At 41.2% G+C, this 15,221-nt stretch carries 10 protein-coding genes; 9 read left to right on the top strand and 1 reads right to left on the bottom strand.

What is annotated here, in order from left to right; genetic code table 11:
* Nucleotides 1-823 precede the first annotated feature (823 nt).
* The 3 genes from B9N86_RS16980 (at nt 824) to hcp (ending at nt 6,973) form a co-directional block, all read left to right on the top strand.
* On the top strand, nt 824-5,146 hold the full coding sequence (locus tag B9N86_RS16980; protein WP_208914342.1) for a discoidin domain-containing protein: 4,323 nt from the start codon (nt 824-826) through the stop codon (nt 5,144-5,146).
* A gap of 157 nt (nt 5,147-5,303) precedes the next feature.
* Nucleotides 5,304-5,534 carry a DUF3953 domain-containing protein gene (locus B9N86_RS16975; protein WP_208914341.1) on the top strand — a complete coding sequence of 77 codons (231 nt, stop codon included), beginning with the start codon at nt 5,304-5,306 and terminating at the stop codon, nt 5,532-5,534.
* Between the two features lie 146 nt (nt 5,535-5,680).
* Entirely contained in the window at nt 5,681-6,973 is a 1,293-nt protein-coding gene (hcp, locus tag B9N86_RS16970; protein ID WP_208914340.1) for a hydroxylamine reductase, read from the top strand.
* Between the two features lie 134 nt (nt 6,974-7,107).
* On the opposite strand, the gene B9N86_RS16965 is transcribed toward hcp, so the two are convergent.
* The gene (locus B9N86_RS16965) at nt 7,108-7,725 is read right to left on the bottom strand and encodes a histidine phosphatase family protein (protein WP_208914339.1); all 618 of its coding nucleotides are present in this window, start codon (nt 7,723-7,725) and stop codon (nt 7,108-7,110) included.
* A gap of 114 nt (nt 7,726-7,839) precedes the next feature.
* Between B9N86_RS16965 and B9N86_RS16960 the strand changes: the two genes are divergently transcribed.
* The 6 genes from B9N86_RS16960 (at nt 7,840) to B9N86_RS16935 (ending at nt 15,197) form a co-directional block, all read left to right on the top strand.
* On the top strand, nt 7,840-8,748 hold the full coding sequence (locus B9N86_RS16960) for a LysR family transcriptional regulator (protein ID WP_208914338.1): 909 nt from the start codon (nt 7,840-7,842) through the stop codon (nt 8,746-8,748).
* Between the two features lie 10 nt (nt 8,749-8,758).
* A complete protein-coding gene (locus tag B9N86_RS16955) occupies nt 8,759-10,240 on the top strand; it encodes a sugar ABC transporter substrate-binding protein (RefSeq protein ID WP_342192703.1) in 1,482 nt (493 codons plus the stop codon).
* 44 nt (nt 10,241-10,284) lie between these two features.
* A complete protein-coding gene (locus B9N86_RS16950) occupies nt 10,285-11,595 on the top strand; it encodes a sugar ABC transporter permease (protein WP_425298550.1) in 1,311 nt (436 codons plus the stop codon).
* A complete protein-coding gene (locus tag B9N86_RS16945; protein ID WP_208914336.1) occupies nt 11,596-12,429 on the top strand; it encodes a sugar ABC transporter permease in 834 nt (277 codons plus the stop codon).
* Between the two features lie 35 nt (nt 12,430-12,464).
* Entirely contained in the window at nt 12,465-14,213 is a 1,749-nt protein-coding gene (locus B9N86_RS16940) for an alpha-glycosidase (RefSeq protein WP_208914335.1), read from the top strand.
* 66 nt (nt 14,214-14,279) lie between these two features.
* Nucleotides 14,280-15,197: a LacI family DNA-binding transcriptional regulator gene (locus B9N86_RS16935; protein WP_208914334.1), complete on the top strand. Its 918-nt coding sequence runs from the start codon at nt 14,280-14,282 to the stop codon at nt 15,195-15,197.
* The last annotated feature ends 24 nt before the right edge of the window (nt 15,198-15,221 follow it).

Below are 15,221 nucleotides of genomic sequence, written 5' to 3'. Positions count from 1 at the left end.
TAGCGTGCCTGATAACAACAAAATGTTCACTCGCAGAGCTCTGAATCTGGACAGCGGCCAGCTTGTCAGCGAAGGAACAATGAAGGACTCGTAAATGCTCTGGAGAAGTACGGAGAAGCACATAGGGTGTGTAGGATAGATAATGATGTATAGAAAAGTAATCCTATGATGAAAGCAGGTAATGGTGTGGGGACAGCTTATAAACTAAATTGCAAACATTGTACATACAGTCGTGATGTGTTTTTGGGTATTGGATTCAGCCATATGTACCTAAGTTCAATCTTACCGATAATTAAGAATACAGAGGCTCGTCAGCGGATCACGGCATTCATTTCTGATGAGAGTGCTAAGCACGACAGTTACGAAGCACTATTCGTTTGTGGCAAATGCAACAATTTGCACAATGAGCTGTTCTTGCAGATTAAGTCCAATTCTGATCGTTATGAAATAAATTATAATTGCTCCCGATGCTCAGAACCACTGCCGTCCGAACCGTTAGAAGAACTCTCCCCAACTACAACTGTGCTGACATGTCCTAATTGCGGGAAAAAGAAGCTTGATATCACATCTTATATGGACTGGGACTAGTTGAAGATGTGACGTCGGCAAAATATCGAGCCAAGTAACAAGATTAACAATAGCATCAACATCTGTATATAAAAGTAAAAATAAGTATATCGAAACTAAGAAAGCAATTACCTATAATAAATTTGTAAAAGAAAACGTTGGAGTAATAAGGTTTGAAAGCGCTTTTTTTCGAAAGGGGGTTAATAAAAGAGGTAGTTTAGAAATGACTATAATCCATATCAATGGGAGGACAGGGATGAACAATAAAAAGGCTTTTGTGATGCTATTTTTGGTAATCGCTTTCATGATTGGCATCGTTAAATCGGATAAAGTAGTTGCTTCATCAAACAATCTTGCATTAGGCCAGCCGACCTTTGCATCAGGAAATGAAGTGGATTGGCTTGTACCTGAAAATGCGGTAGACGGCGATCCCAAAACAAGATGGTCCTCAGCAGCAGAGGATGATCAATGGTTTTATGTGGATTTGGGTGAGATTAAACAAGTATCCCGTGTGGTCATTAATTGGCAAACACCAGCGAATACTTACAAGATTCTAGTATCCAGTGATCATGAAAATTGGAGCAATGTTACGGTGGATGATGGAATTTTGACAGCGAAAGGCCCGGGAAATGAGGCTATCGAGTTTGAGCAAAAGGAAGCGAGATATGTAAAATTTCAAGGTGTGGAGAGAAGACCTGTTGAAGGTGTGCTGTATGGGTATTCATTTTTTGAATTTGAAGTGTATGAGGAAAGAGATGTATTGCCTGAGATTATGCAGGAGGTAAAGGAAGCCATCTCCATAGAGAAAGACCAAGAGAACGTAGTACTTCCTTCAATTCGTGAAGGTTATAAATTAACACTGCTGGGCACCGACAGCCTGCCTGTCATTGACAAGGAAGGAAATATTCATACGCCTATGGTAGATGTCAACGTTCATCTGCTGCTGCAGATCGAAAGTGAGAGCGATCCCGAACATAAACTAACAGATAACTTACTTGTGACTGTTCCGGGCGAGCATACGCAATCTGGGCATTTAAATGCAGAGCCAAGGGTTATTCCTTCATTGCGCGAGTGGCTTGGGCGAACAGGGGATTTTGTGCTAACGGAAGCATCAAGAATTGTCGTAAATCCAGCGGATCAGGCTACCTTGCAGCAAGCAGCTGAGACGACGAAGCAAGATCTGAAGGATCTAACCAAGCTTAATCTTGAGATTGAATATGGTGCGCCGCGCTCAGGGGATATTTATCTATCGATTGATACAGCACTATCTAATCTTGGCGTAGAGGGTTATATATTAGATATTGATGAATACGCTTCCATTACATCTACAGACATAACAGGTGTATTTTATGGAACTAGAACGATTCTACAAATCTTAAGTCATGATGCTGAACATATTCGCATGCCGATGGGGATTACTCGTGACTATCCTAAGTATGAAAATCGCGGCTTTATGCTTGATGTAGCTCGTAAGTTTTATACCATTGATTTTTTGCAAGACTATGTGAAGTTGATGTCCTATTACAAAATGAATCGGTTCCAAATTCATCTTAATGATGATGTTGGAACGCCATTTGCTAACGGTAAGAAGGCGGCATTCCGTCTGGAAAGTGAGAGATATCCTGGACTGGCAAGTCAGGATGGCTTCTATACGAAGGATGAATTAAGGGAGCTACAAAGGCTAGGCATGGCATATGGCGTTAATGTAGTACCAGAAATCGATACGCCTGGACATTCTGGTGTTTTCATTGATTATGATCCATCTTTAGGTGAAGGTAAGCAGTTGGACATAACTAGACCCGAAACGATCGCATTTGTCAAAGGCTTATTTGATGAATATATCGATGGCGACAATCCTACATTTATAGGTCCTGATGTTCATATCGGTATGGATGAATATTTTGGAAGTGACAAGGAAGCATTCCGACAATATATGGACACATTAATCAACCATATAAATGGAAAAGGAAAGCATGCACGGGTATGGGGCGGCCTGTCTCAATATGATGGTAACACTCCTATAAGTAATGAAGCGACAATGGACATATGGTATGAGCCATATGGTAGTGCGAAGCAAGCGGCTGAGCTTGGCTATGACATTATTAATGTCAACACTAATCTGCTCTATATCGTACCGCAATTATATAGGAATTATTTGAACTATGATTATATTTATAATAAGTGGGAGCCTATCGATTGGATTGAAAATGTACTTCCATATGGACATCCTAAAGTGAAGGGCGGCATGTTTGCTCTATGGAATGACATTTCCGTTGAAAAGGGTGTGTCCATGGCGGATTCCCATCGACGAATTTTGCCTTCTATGCAGGTGCTTTCTGAAAAAATGTGGTCTGGCACAAGATCAGATAACAATTTTCAATTGTTCCTATCGGAGTCTGCTCAATTTGGAGATCCGCCAAATGTGAACTTAGCGCATAAGGTAGATGTCAAGAATCAGGACAATAAGGTAATTGAGTATTCATTTGAAAATGGGTTTAGCGATGCCTCCGGTAATGGTTATGATGCTACTGATCATAATGTGGAGCTAAAGGAAGGGATATTCGGAGAAGGGGTTAAGCTTAACGGGGGAGCTAGCTATATTCAAACGCCACTTCGCTCACTTGGCTTTGGCTGGACACTCTCGATGTGGATTAAGCCGGATGTCGACAATCCAAGCGACGCTGTTTTGCTGGAATCGCCTGATGGACAGTTAAAGTCTAACATGGGGAATAGCGGGAAAATTGGCTTTACGAAAGAAAATTATACGAGCGTGTTCGACTATAAAATTCCTACTGACAAATGGACACATATCGTGCTGACAGGGGATGACGCTGGTACATCGATTTTTATTAATGGTGGCGAATATTCCGCAACGTTGAAGGATGGATCCAAACTTGAAACCTTTGTATTGCCGATGGAGAAAATAGGTAGTTCCACCAATGCGTTCAAAGGTGTGATTGACCAAGTCTTAGTACTGAATACAAAACTCGACTTGCATGGCAATCTAGCCTTAAATAAGCTCGCCGAGTCTTCAAATCCTGAATCTGCTTCTTATACACCGGATAAAGCGGTGGATGGAAAAGCGGATACGAGATGGTCAAGTGAATGGACAGATGAAGCTTGGTTCCTTGTAGATCTTGGTGAATCGATGGAAATGGATAAGGTGGCTATTACGTGGCAGACAGCTTATGGTACGAAGTATAAAATACTTGTGTCCGAGGACAAAGAAAATTGGACGAATGTTACAACCACGAATAATGGTATTATTGACGGCAAAGGCGGTTATGAGGTCATTAACTTTAACAATACAAAAGCTAGGTACGTCAAATTCGAAGGGGTTGAGAGGGCGACAATCTTCGGATACTCCTTTGAGGAGTTCGGAGTGTTTAGTGATAAGAACAAAAGCGGAGATAAACGAGCGCTAATTGATCTGATCACAGGCATCCATGATGAGAAGCTGAAGCGAGAAAAGTATTCCGAACAAGGCTGGCAAGGTCTGCAGCAAGCTTTGGAAACAGCGGGAGCTACAATAAATCAATTATCCGCATCGAAGCCAGTAATTGATACTGCATTATCTGCGCTAAGCAAAGCTCGTGATATGCTCACAATTGAGGATGAGCTTGCTTTGTTAAAGATCAAGGATGGTGAAGTGATTAAATCGAACATACTGCTTCCTAAGAAAGGCGCCTATGATACTGCAATTTCATGGAGTAGCTCAAATCCAGCTTATTTGAACGCTGACGGACAGCTTTTGAAACGTCCTGCAGCGGGACAATCCGATTTATCGCTTGTTCTAACGGCTACGTTTACTAAGGGAGAAGCGTTATTGAGCAAAGATTTCCGTGTGAAGATTAAAGCAGAAACTGGCTCCCCATGGTATCCAAGTGATACGGGTCCGGGATCCGTTACATCTCCTGGAACTGTGCCTGATGCTAAGGATGGTAAAGGGTCTAAGGATTCTAAAGATGGTAAGGGTGGCAAGGACGGTAAGGATGATAAGGGTACAGATACTGGGCAAAAAGGGGCCGGCCATGATAACTCCACTACTACGCTGCGAGATATCGCTGGTCATTGGGCGGAAGGTTATATTAACCAGGCTATCCAGCTTGGCTTTGTCAAAGGTTACAATGGCGGGGTATTCCGACCAGATAAACCGATAAGCAGAGAAGAATTTGTAGCGATGCTTGTTAGAGCTTTGAAGCTTGAAGGTGAAGGAAGCCCATTATCTTTCAAGGATGCAAAGGATATTCAGAGTTGGGCACGTCCTGCGATAGCACAAGCCTTGCAAGCAGGTCTTGTCAGTGGCTATGAGGATCAAACTTTTCGTCCGAAAGCACAAATCAGCCGTTCAGAAATGGCAGCGATTATTGTTCGAGCCATGGGTATATCATTATCTGATGTGAAGGAGCTTACATTTAAGGATACCGCTCAAATTCCGCAATGGGCACAGCCGTATGTAGCGGCAGCTTATCAAGCAGGAGTAATCCAAGGACGCAGCGAGCATATATTTGCGCCAGAGAAGCTGGCGACGCGTGCTGAGGCGATTGTGATGATTTTGCGTATGTTAAGTGTTAAGTAAGTACTTTTTCTTTAGTAAGATGATAGCCTTTGCCCAATGGGCAAGGGCTATTTTTTAATCAGTCGTGGCAATAAGCAAGTCAACCTGTTTTTGAATAAATAATTTTAAGTACCTCATGTATGTAGTATAATTATGGAAAAGTTGGGAGGGAGTTCATTTGTTAAAAATATTAAGAATTGTGTTTGGACTCATTGCATCTATTTTAGCTATCTATTTTTTAATAACTGATAAAGCTGTAGTAATGCCTTTTATGGTTTTCTTCTTAGGAGTAATGTTCTTAGTAATGGGCCTTTCTGAACTGCAAGAAAAACGAAAGGCATTTGCTTATATTATTTTTCTTGTATCTGGATTCAACATATTTATTTCAATATATACTTCTTTCTCCTAAAAATTTGTTTGAAGATTAAATGAATGAAAATAATTGTTGTCAATCACCTCGATATAAAAATGTGTGTGTAATCACACCTCAAGGTCAGGAGCTCTGTTACGCTGTAGATAACGACTAATTTTTCTATATTATGGGAGGAAAATGATATGTTCTGTTATCAGTGTGAACAGACACCGAATGGCGGATGTACCGTGGTTGGGGTGTGTGGCAAGAATGAAACTATAGCGAGTTTGCAGGATACAATGATTTTTGCATTAAAAGGTATTGCAGCCTATGCGACACATGCCAGGCAACTAGGATATAGTGATCCTGAGGTGGATCGTATCACCCACGAAGCCTTGTACATGACCTTGACCAACTCCAACTTTAATACGCAGGAGCATCTGGACATGGCGATGAAGGTCGGAAATGCAGCGGTACGGATCATGGATGTGCTGGATCGCGCGCATACAGATCGCTTTGGCATCCCACAGCCGATCACAGTCAGCCAGAATAAAATTGAAGGCCATTGCATTGTGGTGACAGGACATAATTTGTATGCACTGGAGGAACTGCTGCGGCAGACGGAAGGAAAGGGCATCAACATTTATACCCACTCGGAAATGCTGCCTGCACACGGTTATCCGGCGCTGAAGAAGTATGGGCATCTGAAAGGCAACATCGGCAAAGCCTGGTACGATCAGCGCAAACTGTTCGAGCAGTTTCCGGGTGCAATTCTCGCTACCACGAACTGTGTAATGCCGATTAAAGGCACGTATGCGGATCGCTTTTTCTCTTATGAAGTAGCAGGGCTGGAAGGTGTAGCAAAGATCATGGATGATGATTTCACCCCATTGATTGAGCGCGCTTTATTGCTGCCTGCGGCTGATGTAGAGTCAGAACAAGTGCTCACGACTGGATACCACCATGAAACAGTGATCGGACTTGCTCCTGAGATCATTCAGGCCGTCAAAGACGGGCATATCCGCCGCTTTTTCGTCATTGCAGGCTGCGACGCGCCGGGCAAAGCTGGAAATTATTACCGGGAGTTAGCGACTTCCTTGCCGAACGATACTGTCATTTTAACTACTTCTTGCGGAAAATTCCGCTTTAATGACGTAGATTATGGCACCGTGGGAGACACGGGCATTCCGCGTTATATTGACCTTGGGCAATGCAATAATTCCGGTTCTACTGTGAAAATTGCACTGGCCTTGGCTGATGCTTTTGACTGTACCGTGAACGAGCTACCTGTCAGCATCGTGCTGTCTTGGTTTGAGCAAAAAGCGGTCGCCATCTTGCTGGGCTTATTCAGCCTCGGCATTCAAGACATTCGGATCGGACCGAAGCCGCCTGAGTTTATCTCGTCTGGCGTGCTGGAAGTGCTGGTAGAGCTCTTTGGATTGAAGTTGATTACCACGGCTGAGGAAGACATGAATGCGATGTTGGCACTGTCATAGGTTACAGATGCTGATAGTGAATGGATTGCTATTCATGAAGAAAATAATGAAAGAAATAAAATTGAAAGACACTAACGTCATGTTAGTGTCTTTTTTTGAAAAAGGGGAACAAGAATATGAATTGGAGAGTAAGGTTAATTCTGGTAATGAGTGGTGTCACCATATAAATCAACGTTCAGAATTCCACTGTGAACTGTAACTTGGCATAGAGCAGTTGGGAGAATGTCTGGCATGGTCCCGATGTCATGCAGCTGTTTGTTCATAAAGTAGCTCATAATCGCTTTTAACGTGATCCGGTGAGTTACAATAAGCACTTGTTGGCCCTCATGTTTCGTCAGGATTTCTTGGATTGCAGGAAGCGCTCTTCTCATTAATTCACTATAGCTCTCCCCCTGGCCCATAGGTTGGTATAAATGAGGTTCATTGAAAAATTGATGGAATGGAGTAGGGGAATCTTGTGTAATTTGTTCGATATACTGGCCCTCCCAAGGTCCCATATTAATTTCTTTTAGTGAATCAAGTTTCACGATCTCCGAGAACCGATGACCTGATATAATACCTGCCGTAGTTATTGCTCGGGGACTGGAACTGCAATAAATTGCATCGAACGGAATGGTGGACAAGCGCCCACCCAACCATTGGGCTTGTTGAACCCCAAGTTGTGTAAGAGGGGAATCCATATGTCCCTGCATCTTTCTTACCAGGTTCCATTCGGTTTGTCCGTGACGGGTCAAATATAACGTAGTTTCCATCCTGTAGTCCTCCTCATTGAAATGTAAGTCTAGTCTAGTATAATATGTAGACATATAAACGAATAATATATAATATCGAATATGTATAACTTTTATATATAGGTGGAGATGCCGTTGAACCTTCATGCACTGAGATTGTTTTATTATGTGGCGTTAACTGGCAGTGTAACGAAAGCTTCAGAAAAATTACATATTAGCCAACCAGCTATTTCGGCACAAATTCGCAAATTTGAAAAAGAGAACAACATAAAATTGTTCAACATCCAAGGTAGAGGGCTGATTCTAACGCCATTAGGGAAGAAGCTGATTAAGCCGCTGGAAAAGATATTTGCAATCGAGGAGCAGGTACACAATTTGATCGAAGATTATCATCACTATCCTGAAGGAAAGTTACGGATTGCCGGAAACTATCTAGCTACGAGTGTACTCATTCCGAAGTGGGCTTCTCTATATAAACAAAAATACTCTGCCGTTGAAGTTCAGATTACGACGGTCAACTCGCACGAAGCGATTGAGAAATTACTCAACTTTGAGGTAGATGTGGCAATCTACAGCGACATGGGTGTGCCCTTCGCAGATCCAGATGTGTTTGAAAGTACAGAGCTATACAGGGATGAGTATTTGTTCGTCGTAGCACCCGGACATAAGTATGCATTGCAGCAGGTTACGTTTAAAGAAATTGCATCAGAACCGTTTATAATGAGAGAAGTGGGAAGTGCAGCGAGAGAAAGATTACTTCAGCTATGCAGGGAACAACAGATCAATCCTCCCCAAATTGAATTGCAATTCAATGGGCTGCATGAGACGATTCTTGCTGTAATGGCTGGTTATGGAGTAAGCTTTGTTTCTTCCTTGGTAGCTGAACCTTTATTGATGCAAGGCGTACTTGCTAGAGTGGATGTGCCGGGAATTTCTTCATCGAATTCTATTATGCTGGGCACGAGAAGTAAGGAGCATCAGGAGATGTTTGTACATGATTTCATCTCTCTAGTTATCCATCATTTGGACACTAAGGTTCTATAAAGGAGTCACAATGGAAAAAGGATGGACGTTAAGTAACGTCTATCTTTTTTTTGGCTTGAAACAGCTGCTGGCAGGAAAGTTTCCTTGGAACCACATAATATTATGTAAGAATTTAACATTGACTTTGCTGGTAATTAGAAGTTACTATAGCAGTGAAATAACACTTAAACGTTTAAGTAATCAAAAAGGGGGAACATCCATGTCAAAACGTTTGTTGATTTCTACAATCATTTTAACGTTATTCAGCTTTTCATTGCTAACTGCATGTGGAACGGATAATCAATCATCAAGCCAGCCATCGCAAGGGAATGAAGCAGCAGGAAACGAACAACAAGAGGGGATGAAGCCAGAGGTCGGGGCTGAATTACTTGTATGGGAATCAAAAGGTCCTGATTTCGATTATATGAAAGCGGTCGCACAAGACTTTGAAAAGGAATATGGCATAAAAGTAAAGGTAGAGCCTGTTCCTGCGATAGATGCCGTCAAGAAACTTACCACGGATGGACCCGCTGGACTTGGGGCTGATGTCTTCTCTTCGCCTCATGATCAATTGGGGAATGCGGTTATGGCAGGACTCGTATTGCAAAATGATGTGTATACCGATTCTGAAAAAAATGATTTTATGTCTTCAGCAATAGATGGCGTTAGCTATGATGGAGTCCTTTATGGGTTTCCAACAGCCATTGACACCTATGCGCTTTTTTACAATAAGAAGTTGATGGGAAAAGCACCGAAGACTTACGAGGAGATCATTAAGTTTGCCGAAACTTATAACGATCCGGAAAGCAAAAAGTATGGTTTTATGTGGGATGTAGGTCAGTTGTACTTATCTTATTCATTCCTTGGTGGTTACGGTGGATATGTATTTGGCAATCATGGAACGGATGTAAATGATATCGGCCTTAACAATGAGAAGTCGATAGAAGGAGCAGAATTTCTACAATCCTTTAAAAAAGTGCTGCCCTTAAATATAAACGACCTCAATGATAATATTATCACTGGTTTTTTCCAAGAAGGTAAAACAGCTGCCATTATTAATGGACCGTGGTTCGCTTCAAGTTTGGCGAATACGAAAATAGATTATGGCGTGGCTCCATTACCTCTATTGCCTAATGGGGAACACCCCGTAAGTTTTTCAGGCATTAGAGGTTTGTATGTGAACTCGTACACGAAGTATCCGGTTGCTGCAAAATTGTTTGCGAGTTATGCGACAAGTAAACAAAATTTAACGAAACGTTTTGAAATGACAACTCAATTGCCTCCGAGGAAAGACCTGATGGACGATCCGATTCTTACGAAAGACCCGAATACAATGGCTTTCTTAGAGCAAGCCAAATATTCAACTCCAATGCCGTCTATTCCGGAAATGGGTAATGTTTGGGTTCCTGCAAGTGCTGCACTCTCATCCATTTGGAATGACAATCAAGATCCGGGTACAGTCTTGAATAAAGCTGTAAGTCAAATCAAAACAGCAATAAAAACTACAAAGTAGGATGATTCTCCAAATCTCAATAAGGCGGTCTCAGCAGTATGCATATGAAAAAGAGTTCTCGTCAGCATCAGACAAAAGCCACGATTTTCTCTGCGGTTTTTATAGGATTAGGCCAGCTGTATAACAAGCAATATCTGAAGGGCCTGATTTATATTATTTTAGCTCAATTGTTCTTTTGGAACTATTATCCTATTGCCTATAAAGGCATCGTGGGATTTATAACGTTAGGAGATGTGCCTACAAAGGTTATCAATGGGAAAGTCGTGCAGGGTGACCATTCTATTTTTCTATTAATAAATGGTCTAATCACACTCGTAGTCATTCTTCTGTACTTGGGTTTATATTTCATGAATATTAACGATGCCAGAAAAAATGGAGCGCTTAGAGATGAAGGAAAATGTGCTCCGAAATTTACAGATTCAATTCAAACCATGAAATTCCGTAAATTGCCTTACCTTTTGTTATTGCCCGCAGCTTTTTTTGTTCTGTTTGTTACCGTTATACCGCTACTATTTAATGTGTTGATTGCATTTACCAACTATTCGGCTCCTGGACATATTCCGGATCGCGCATTAGTTGATTGGATCGGATTTAGCGTGTTCTATGATTTATTTGCACAAGAATCATGGAGATCTACCTTTTTCGGTATATCCGTCTGGAACTTGATATGGGCTACAGTTTCGACCAGCACCGTTTTTCTGAGCGGACTTTTATTAGCGATGATGGTGAATCATCCTAAGATTAGACTCAAAAAATTTTGGAGGACCATCTTTATTCTGCCTTGGGCGGTTCCACAATTTATATCGATCTTGGTTTTTAGGGTATTATTGAACGGCTCATTTGGTCCTATTAACGATTTAGTAATGAAGCTTGGTTTCTCACCAGTGCCTTGGCTCTCAGATCCGACGATGGCGAAAGTATCCATCCTTATTGTTAATTTATGGTTCTCAACTCCGTTTCTCATGGCGTTGATGTCGGGGATCTTAACAACAATGCCGCGAGACATTTACGAAGCTGCAGAGGTAGACGGTGCCTCAAAACTACAAAACTTTTTTAAGATCACGCTTCCTCTTGTCTTATTGGCTACTGCACCTATTTTTATTATGCAATTCGCTTTTAACTTTAATAATTTCAATCTGATTTATTTACTAACGGATGGGAAACCGAATAATCCTGACTTTTACTACGCAGGAAGCACCGATATTCTGATCTCATGGATTTTTAAAATGACACTGAACCAAAGTCAATTTAATATGGCTTCTGCTGTGTCTGTCATTATGTTCATTTTCATTGCGATCTTTTCCTTATGGAATTACAGGCGGATGAAGTCAAATCAAGAAGAGGATTTGGTCTAAATGTCGAAAATAAAAAGCAACTTGCTGGTCATTGGCATCTATTTGATTTTTATCGTGCTAACTATTACAACTGTTTATCCAATTATTTGGGTAATTGGAACGTCACTTCATCCTGGTAATACCTTATTGGTAAGTCAGATGTTCCCTGATCATCCCACGATTGCTCATTATGTTGATCTGATGAAGAACACGGATTTTGGATTGTGGTACAAGAATACGATAAAGATCGCCATTTCGAACGCGTTGATATCCACTACACTAGTAGCGGCGACCGCTTATGCCTTTTCTAGATTTCGATTTAAAGGTAGACAACAAGGGTTAATGACGTTATTAATCTTACAAATGTTTCCCGGCTTCTTATCGGTTATGGCATTATTTGTTCTACTGTTGCAAACGAGATTGCTAGATACACATCTAGGGTTAATTCTGATTTATGCTGGCGGTTCCATTTCAATGGGGACATGGGTGATGAAAGGTCATTTTGACACGATTCCCAAAAGTCTCGAAGAAGCTGCTTTTATAGATGGCGCCAGTAATAAGGATTCCTTTTTAAAAATTATTTTACCCTTATCGTTACCGGCCATTACATTTGTTGCACTGAATAGTTTTATTACGCCCTTCATGGATTTTATTTTGCCGCAAATTGTTCTAAGATCATCGGAAAAAATGACGTTAGCGCAAGGGTTATATAATATGGTCGCGAATGAGACGAATTCCAGCTTTACCTTATTTGCTGCGGGTGCTGTGCTCGTTGCATTACCGATTACGATCCTGTATATGTACTTCCAGAAATATTTAATTAACGGGATCGCAGCAGGTGCGGATAAAGGGTAAGGGATTACAAACCACATATGTCAAAGGAGTGTACCATGTTATTAGAAGCAATCTATCACAGACCTAGGAATTCCTATTGCTATGCCTACGATGATAATCTCATTCATATCAGAATTCGGACCCAAAAAGATGACCTCGAAGGAGTTCAAGCCATCTACGGCGATAAGTATGATTGGGATAACACCGTATGTGAAAAGGCTCTTCATAAAATAGCCAGCGACGAATTATTCGATTATTGGCAAGTAGAAATCGAACCTCTACATTTACGACTTAGATACGCATTTCTCTTGGTATCAGGGGATCAAACGTATTGGTACACGGAGAAAGGTTTTTGTAAAGAAAAACCGAAGAATCCTCTAACCTTTTTCGATTTTCCGTTTATTTGGTCGCATGAGGTGTTAAAGCCACCAGCATGGGTAAAGGAGGCCGTATTTTATCAGATTTTTCCGGAGAGGTTCGCTAATGGTGATTCGAGCAATGACCCGGCAGACGTGCGCTCTTGGGATGACACACATCCGGGTCCGCAAGATTATTATGGAGGTGATTTGCAAGGTGTGTTAGATCGGCTAGATTACATCCATTCTTTAGGTGTCAACGCCATCTACTTCACCCCTATATTCGAAGCCAAAACAAATCATAAGTACGATACGACAGATTACTTCAAGGTTGATCCCCATTTTGGAGATGTTAAGTTATTGAAAGAACTGGTACATGCATGCCATGAACGCGGCATTCGTGTCATCCTTGATGCGGTGTTTAATCACAGCGGTTATGACTTTGCACCCTTTCAGGATGTGATCGAGAACGGAGAGGCATCTAAATATCGAGATTGGTTCCATATCAAGCAATTTCCGATTACGCGTGAGCCAAGACCTTCTTATCATTGTTTTGCCTTTGAATCACATATGCCCAAGCTGAATACAGCTAACCAAGAAGTGCGAAAATACTTGCTAGACGTTGCCCAGTATTGGGTTACCGCATGCGATATTGATGGTTGGAGACTGGATGTGGCTAATGAGGTTGACCACGACTTTTGGAGAGAGTTCCGAAAAACATTAAAAGCACTGAAGCCTGATTTTTATATTCTGGGAGAGATTTGGCATGATGCCATTCCGTGGCTGGAAGGAGACCAATTTGACGCGGTCATGAACTATCCTGCAACGGATGCCATTATCGAGTTTTTTGCGAAGGATACCCTGGATGCGGAACAGTTCTCCTATCAAATCAATTGGCTCTTGGCTAATTATCCGCAGCAAGTAAACGAAGCAACCTTTAACGTTCTGGGAAGCCACGATACGCCGAGACTGCTCACAGTCGCACAGGACGAGAATAAATTAAAGCTGGCTGTACTGTTTCAATTCATGTTCCTTGGAACGCCTTGCATTTACTATGGAGATGAAGTAGGGATGACAGGGGGGGCAGATCCGGATTGCAGGAAACCAATGATTTGGGAAAAGGACAAACAAAACCACGAGCTTTTTGATTTCTATCGGGATATGATTGCCATTCGAAAGAAACATCGTGTATTACAAGAAGGCTCATTCCACTTTATGTATGCCAAAAATAATCAGCTTGTCGTGCAACGAAAGATGGACAATGAACGAATCTACATTTGTTTCAATAACAGCAACCAATGGGAACAAGTTGATTTCAAAATTCTTCAGGCCTTTTCATTGGAACAATTGATAGGCAACGGATCATACGAAATGGAAGGTGATATGATTACCGTAAGTTTACCTGCATTCGGATGGATCGTATTAAAGACTTCTAATGGATTGGTTTGACAAAAGAATGGGGATATGGTTAAATCGACTTAAAAACTTAAACGTTTAAGTAGAGGCGGCTTATCCATGAAAAAAACAACTATAAAAGATATTGCAAAAGAAGCAAATGTATCGATCGCGACGGTTTCTTATATTTTAAACAATGTGAAGACGCAATCCATTTCGGATGAAACGCGTGTTAAAGTTCTTAAAATTGCCCAACAGCTGAAATACGTGACAAACCGAACAGCCCAGTCTTTAAAAATCAAGAAAACCGGATTAATTGGCATAATCTTGTTCAAAGAGGAAAAACAGCATCTATGGTCTGATTTGAAATATGCGAAAACCATTTTCAAGCTTGAGCAGTTATGCAGCGAGTTAGGTTACCATGTCCTCTTTATGCAAATCGACAGCATGACGCCATCCAACAAGATTATTATGGAAAGAAATCTAGATGGTGCGTTCTTAATAAATGTGGATCAAGACAGATTCTCGACGATATCCAATTACTTTGGATTTGGGGTTCCCGTATTTGTAATGGATAGTTATATTGATAACTCATTGTTTCATAAAGTCCTCCCAGATTTTGAGAAAAGCTTTCATTTATCCCAGCGTTTACTTGGTGAATCCCCCCAATTTCTGGTTATGGATTCTTATAATAATGTGGAATTCGTGGAATTTATTCAACAAAAATCAAATTTATCAGAAGACCAGATTTATGTCTCAGATAACACGGCTAGCAGCATGAATACGTTCTTGTCTCAATTTCCAGACAGCCCTGGAATAGTCATGAACGAATTTTTAGCTAATGAAGTATACAATACGCATAAAAATATCACCGCCATATGCACATGCAATTGTTCGGAAATCCTGAGAGACGGCATGAATAAAATCATGTTCGATTTGAATGATTTTAAAGAAATTGTACGCATGATGGATCGCTACATTCAGGATGTGGACTACGTAAACAATGAGAAATTCTTCTTCTTGTCGACCCACTCCTAATTATATTCGTTGAGGGAGAATGCC

The organism is Paenibacillus uliginis N3/975 (genome assembly GCF_900177425.1).
GTDB classification, from domain to species: domain Bacteria; phylum Bacillota; class Bacilli; order Paenibacillales; family Paenibacillaceae; genus Paenibacillus_AQ; species Paenibacillus_AQ uliginis.
Note: the sequence above shows the minus strand (reverse complement) of the source record. Positions and strands in the feature narration are given on the sequence as shown.

Coding starts and splice junctions, on each gene's coding strand:
- B9N86_RS16950 (WP_425298550.1), top strand. CDS start 10,285: ATGAAAAAGAGTTCTCGTCAGCATCAGACAAAAGCCACGATTTTCTCT.
- B9N86_RS16940 (WP_208914335.1), top strand. CDS start 12,465: ATGTTATTAGAAGCAATCTATCACAGACCTAGGAATTCCTATTGCTAT.
- B9N86_RS16980 (WP_208914342.1), top strand. CDS start 824: ATGAACAATAAAAAGGCTTTTGTGATGCTATTTTTGGTAATCGCTTTC.
- B9N86_RS16945 (WP_208914336.1), top strand. CDS start 11,596: ATGTCGAAAATAAAAAGCAACTTGCTGGTCATTGGCATCTATTTGATT.
- B9N86_RS16935 (WP_208914334.1), top strand. CDS start 14,280: ATGAAAAAAACAACTATAAAAGATATTGCAAAAGAAGCAAATGTATCG.
- hcp (WP_208914340.1), top strand. CDS start 5,681: ATGTTCTGTTATCAGTGTGAACAGACACCGAATGGCGGATGTACCGTG.
- B9N86_RS16955 (WP_342192703.1), top strand. CDS start 8,759: ATGGAAAAAGGATGGACGTTAAGTAACGTCTATCTTTTTTTTGGCTTG.
- B9N86_RS16965 (WP_208914339.1), bottom strand. CDS start 7,725: ATGGAAACTACGTTATATTTGACCCGTCACGGACAAACCGAATGGAAC.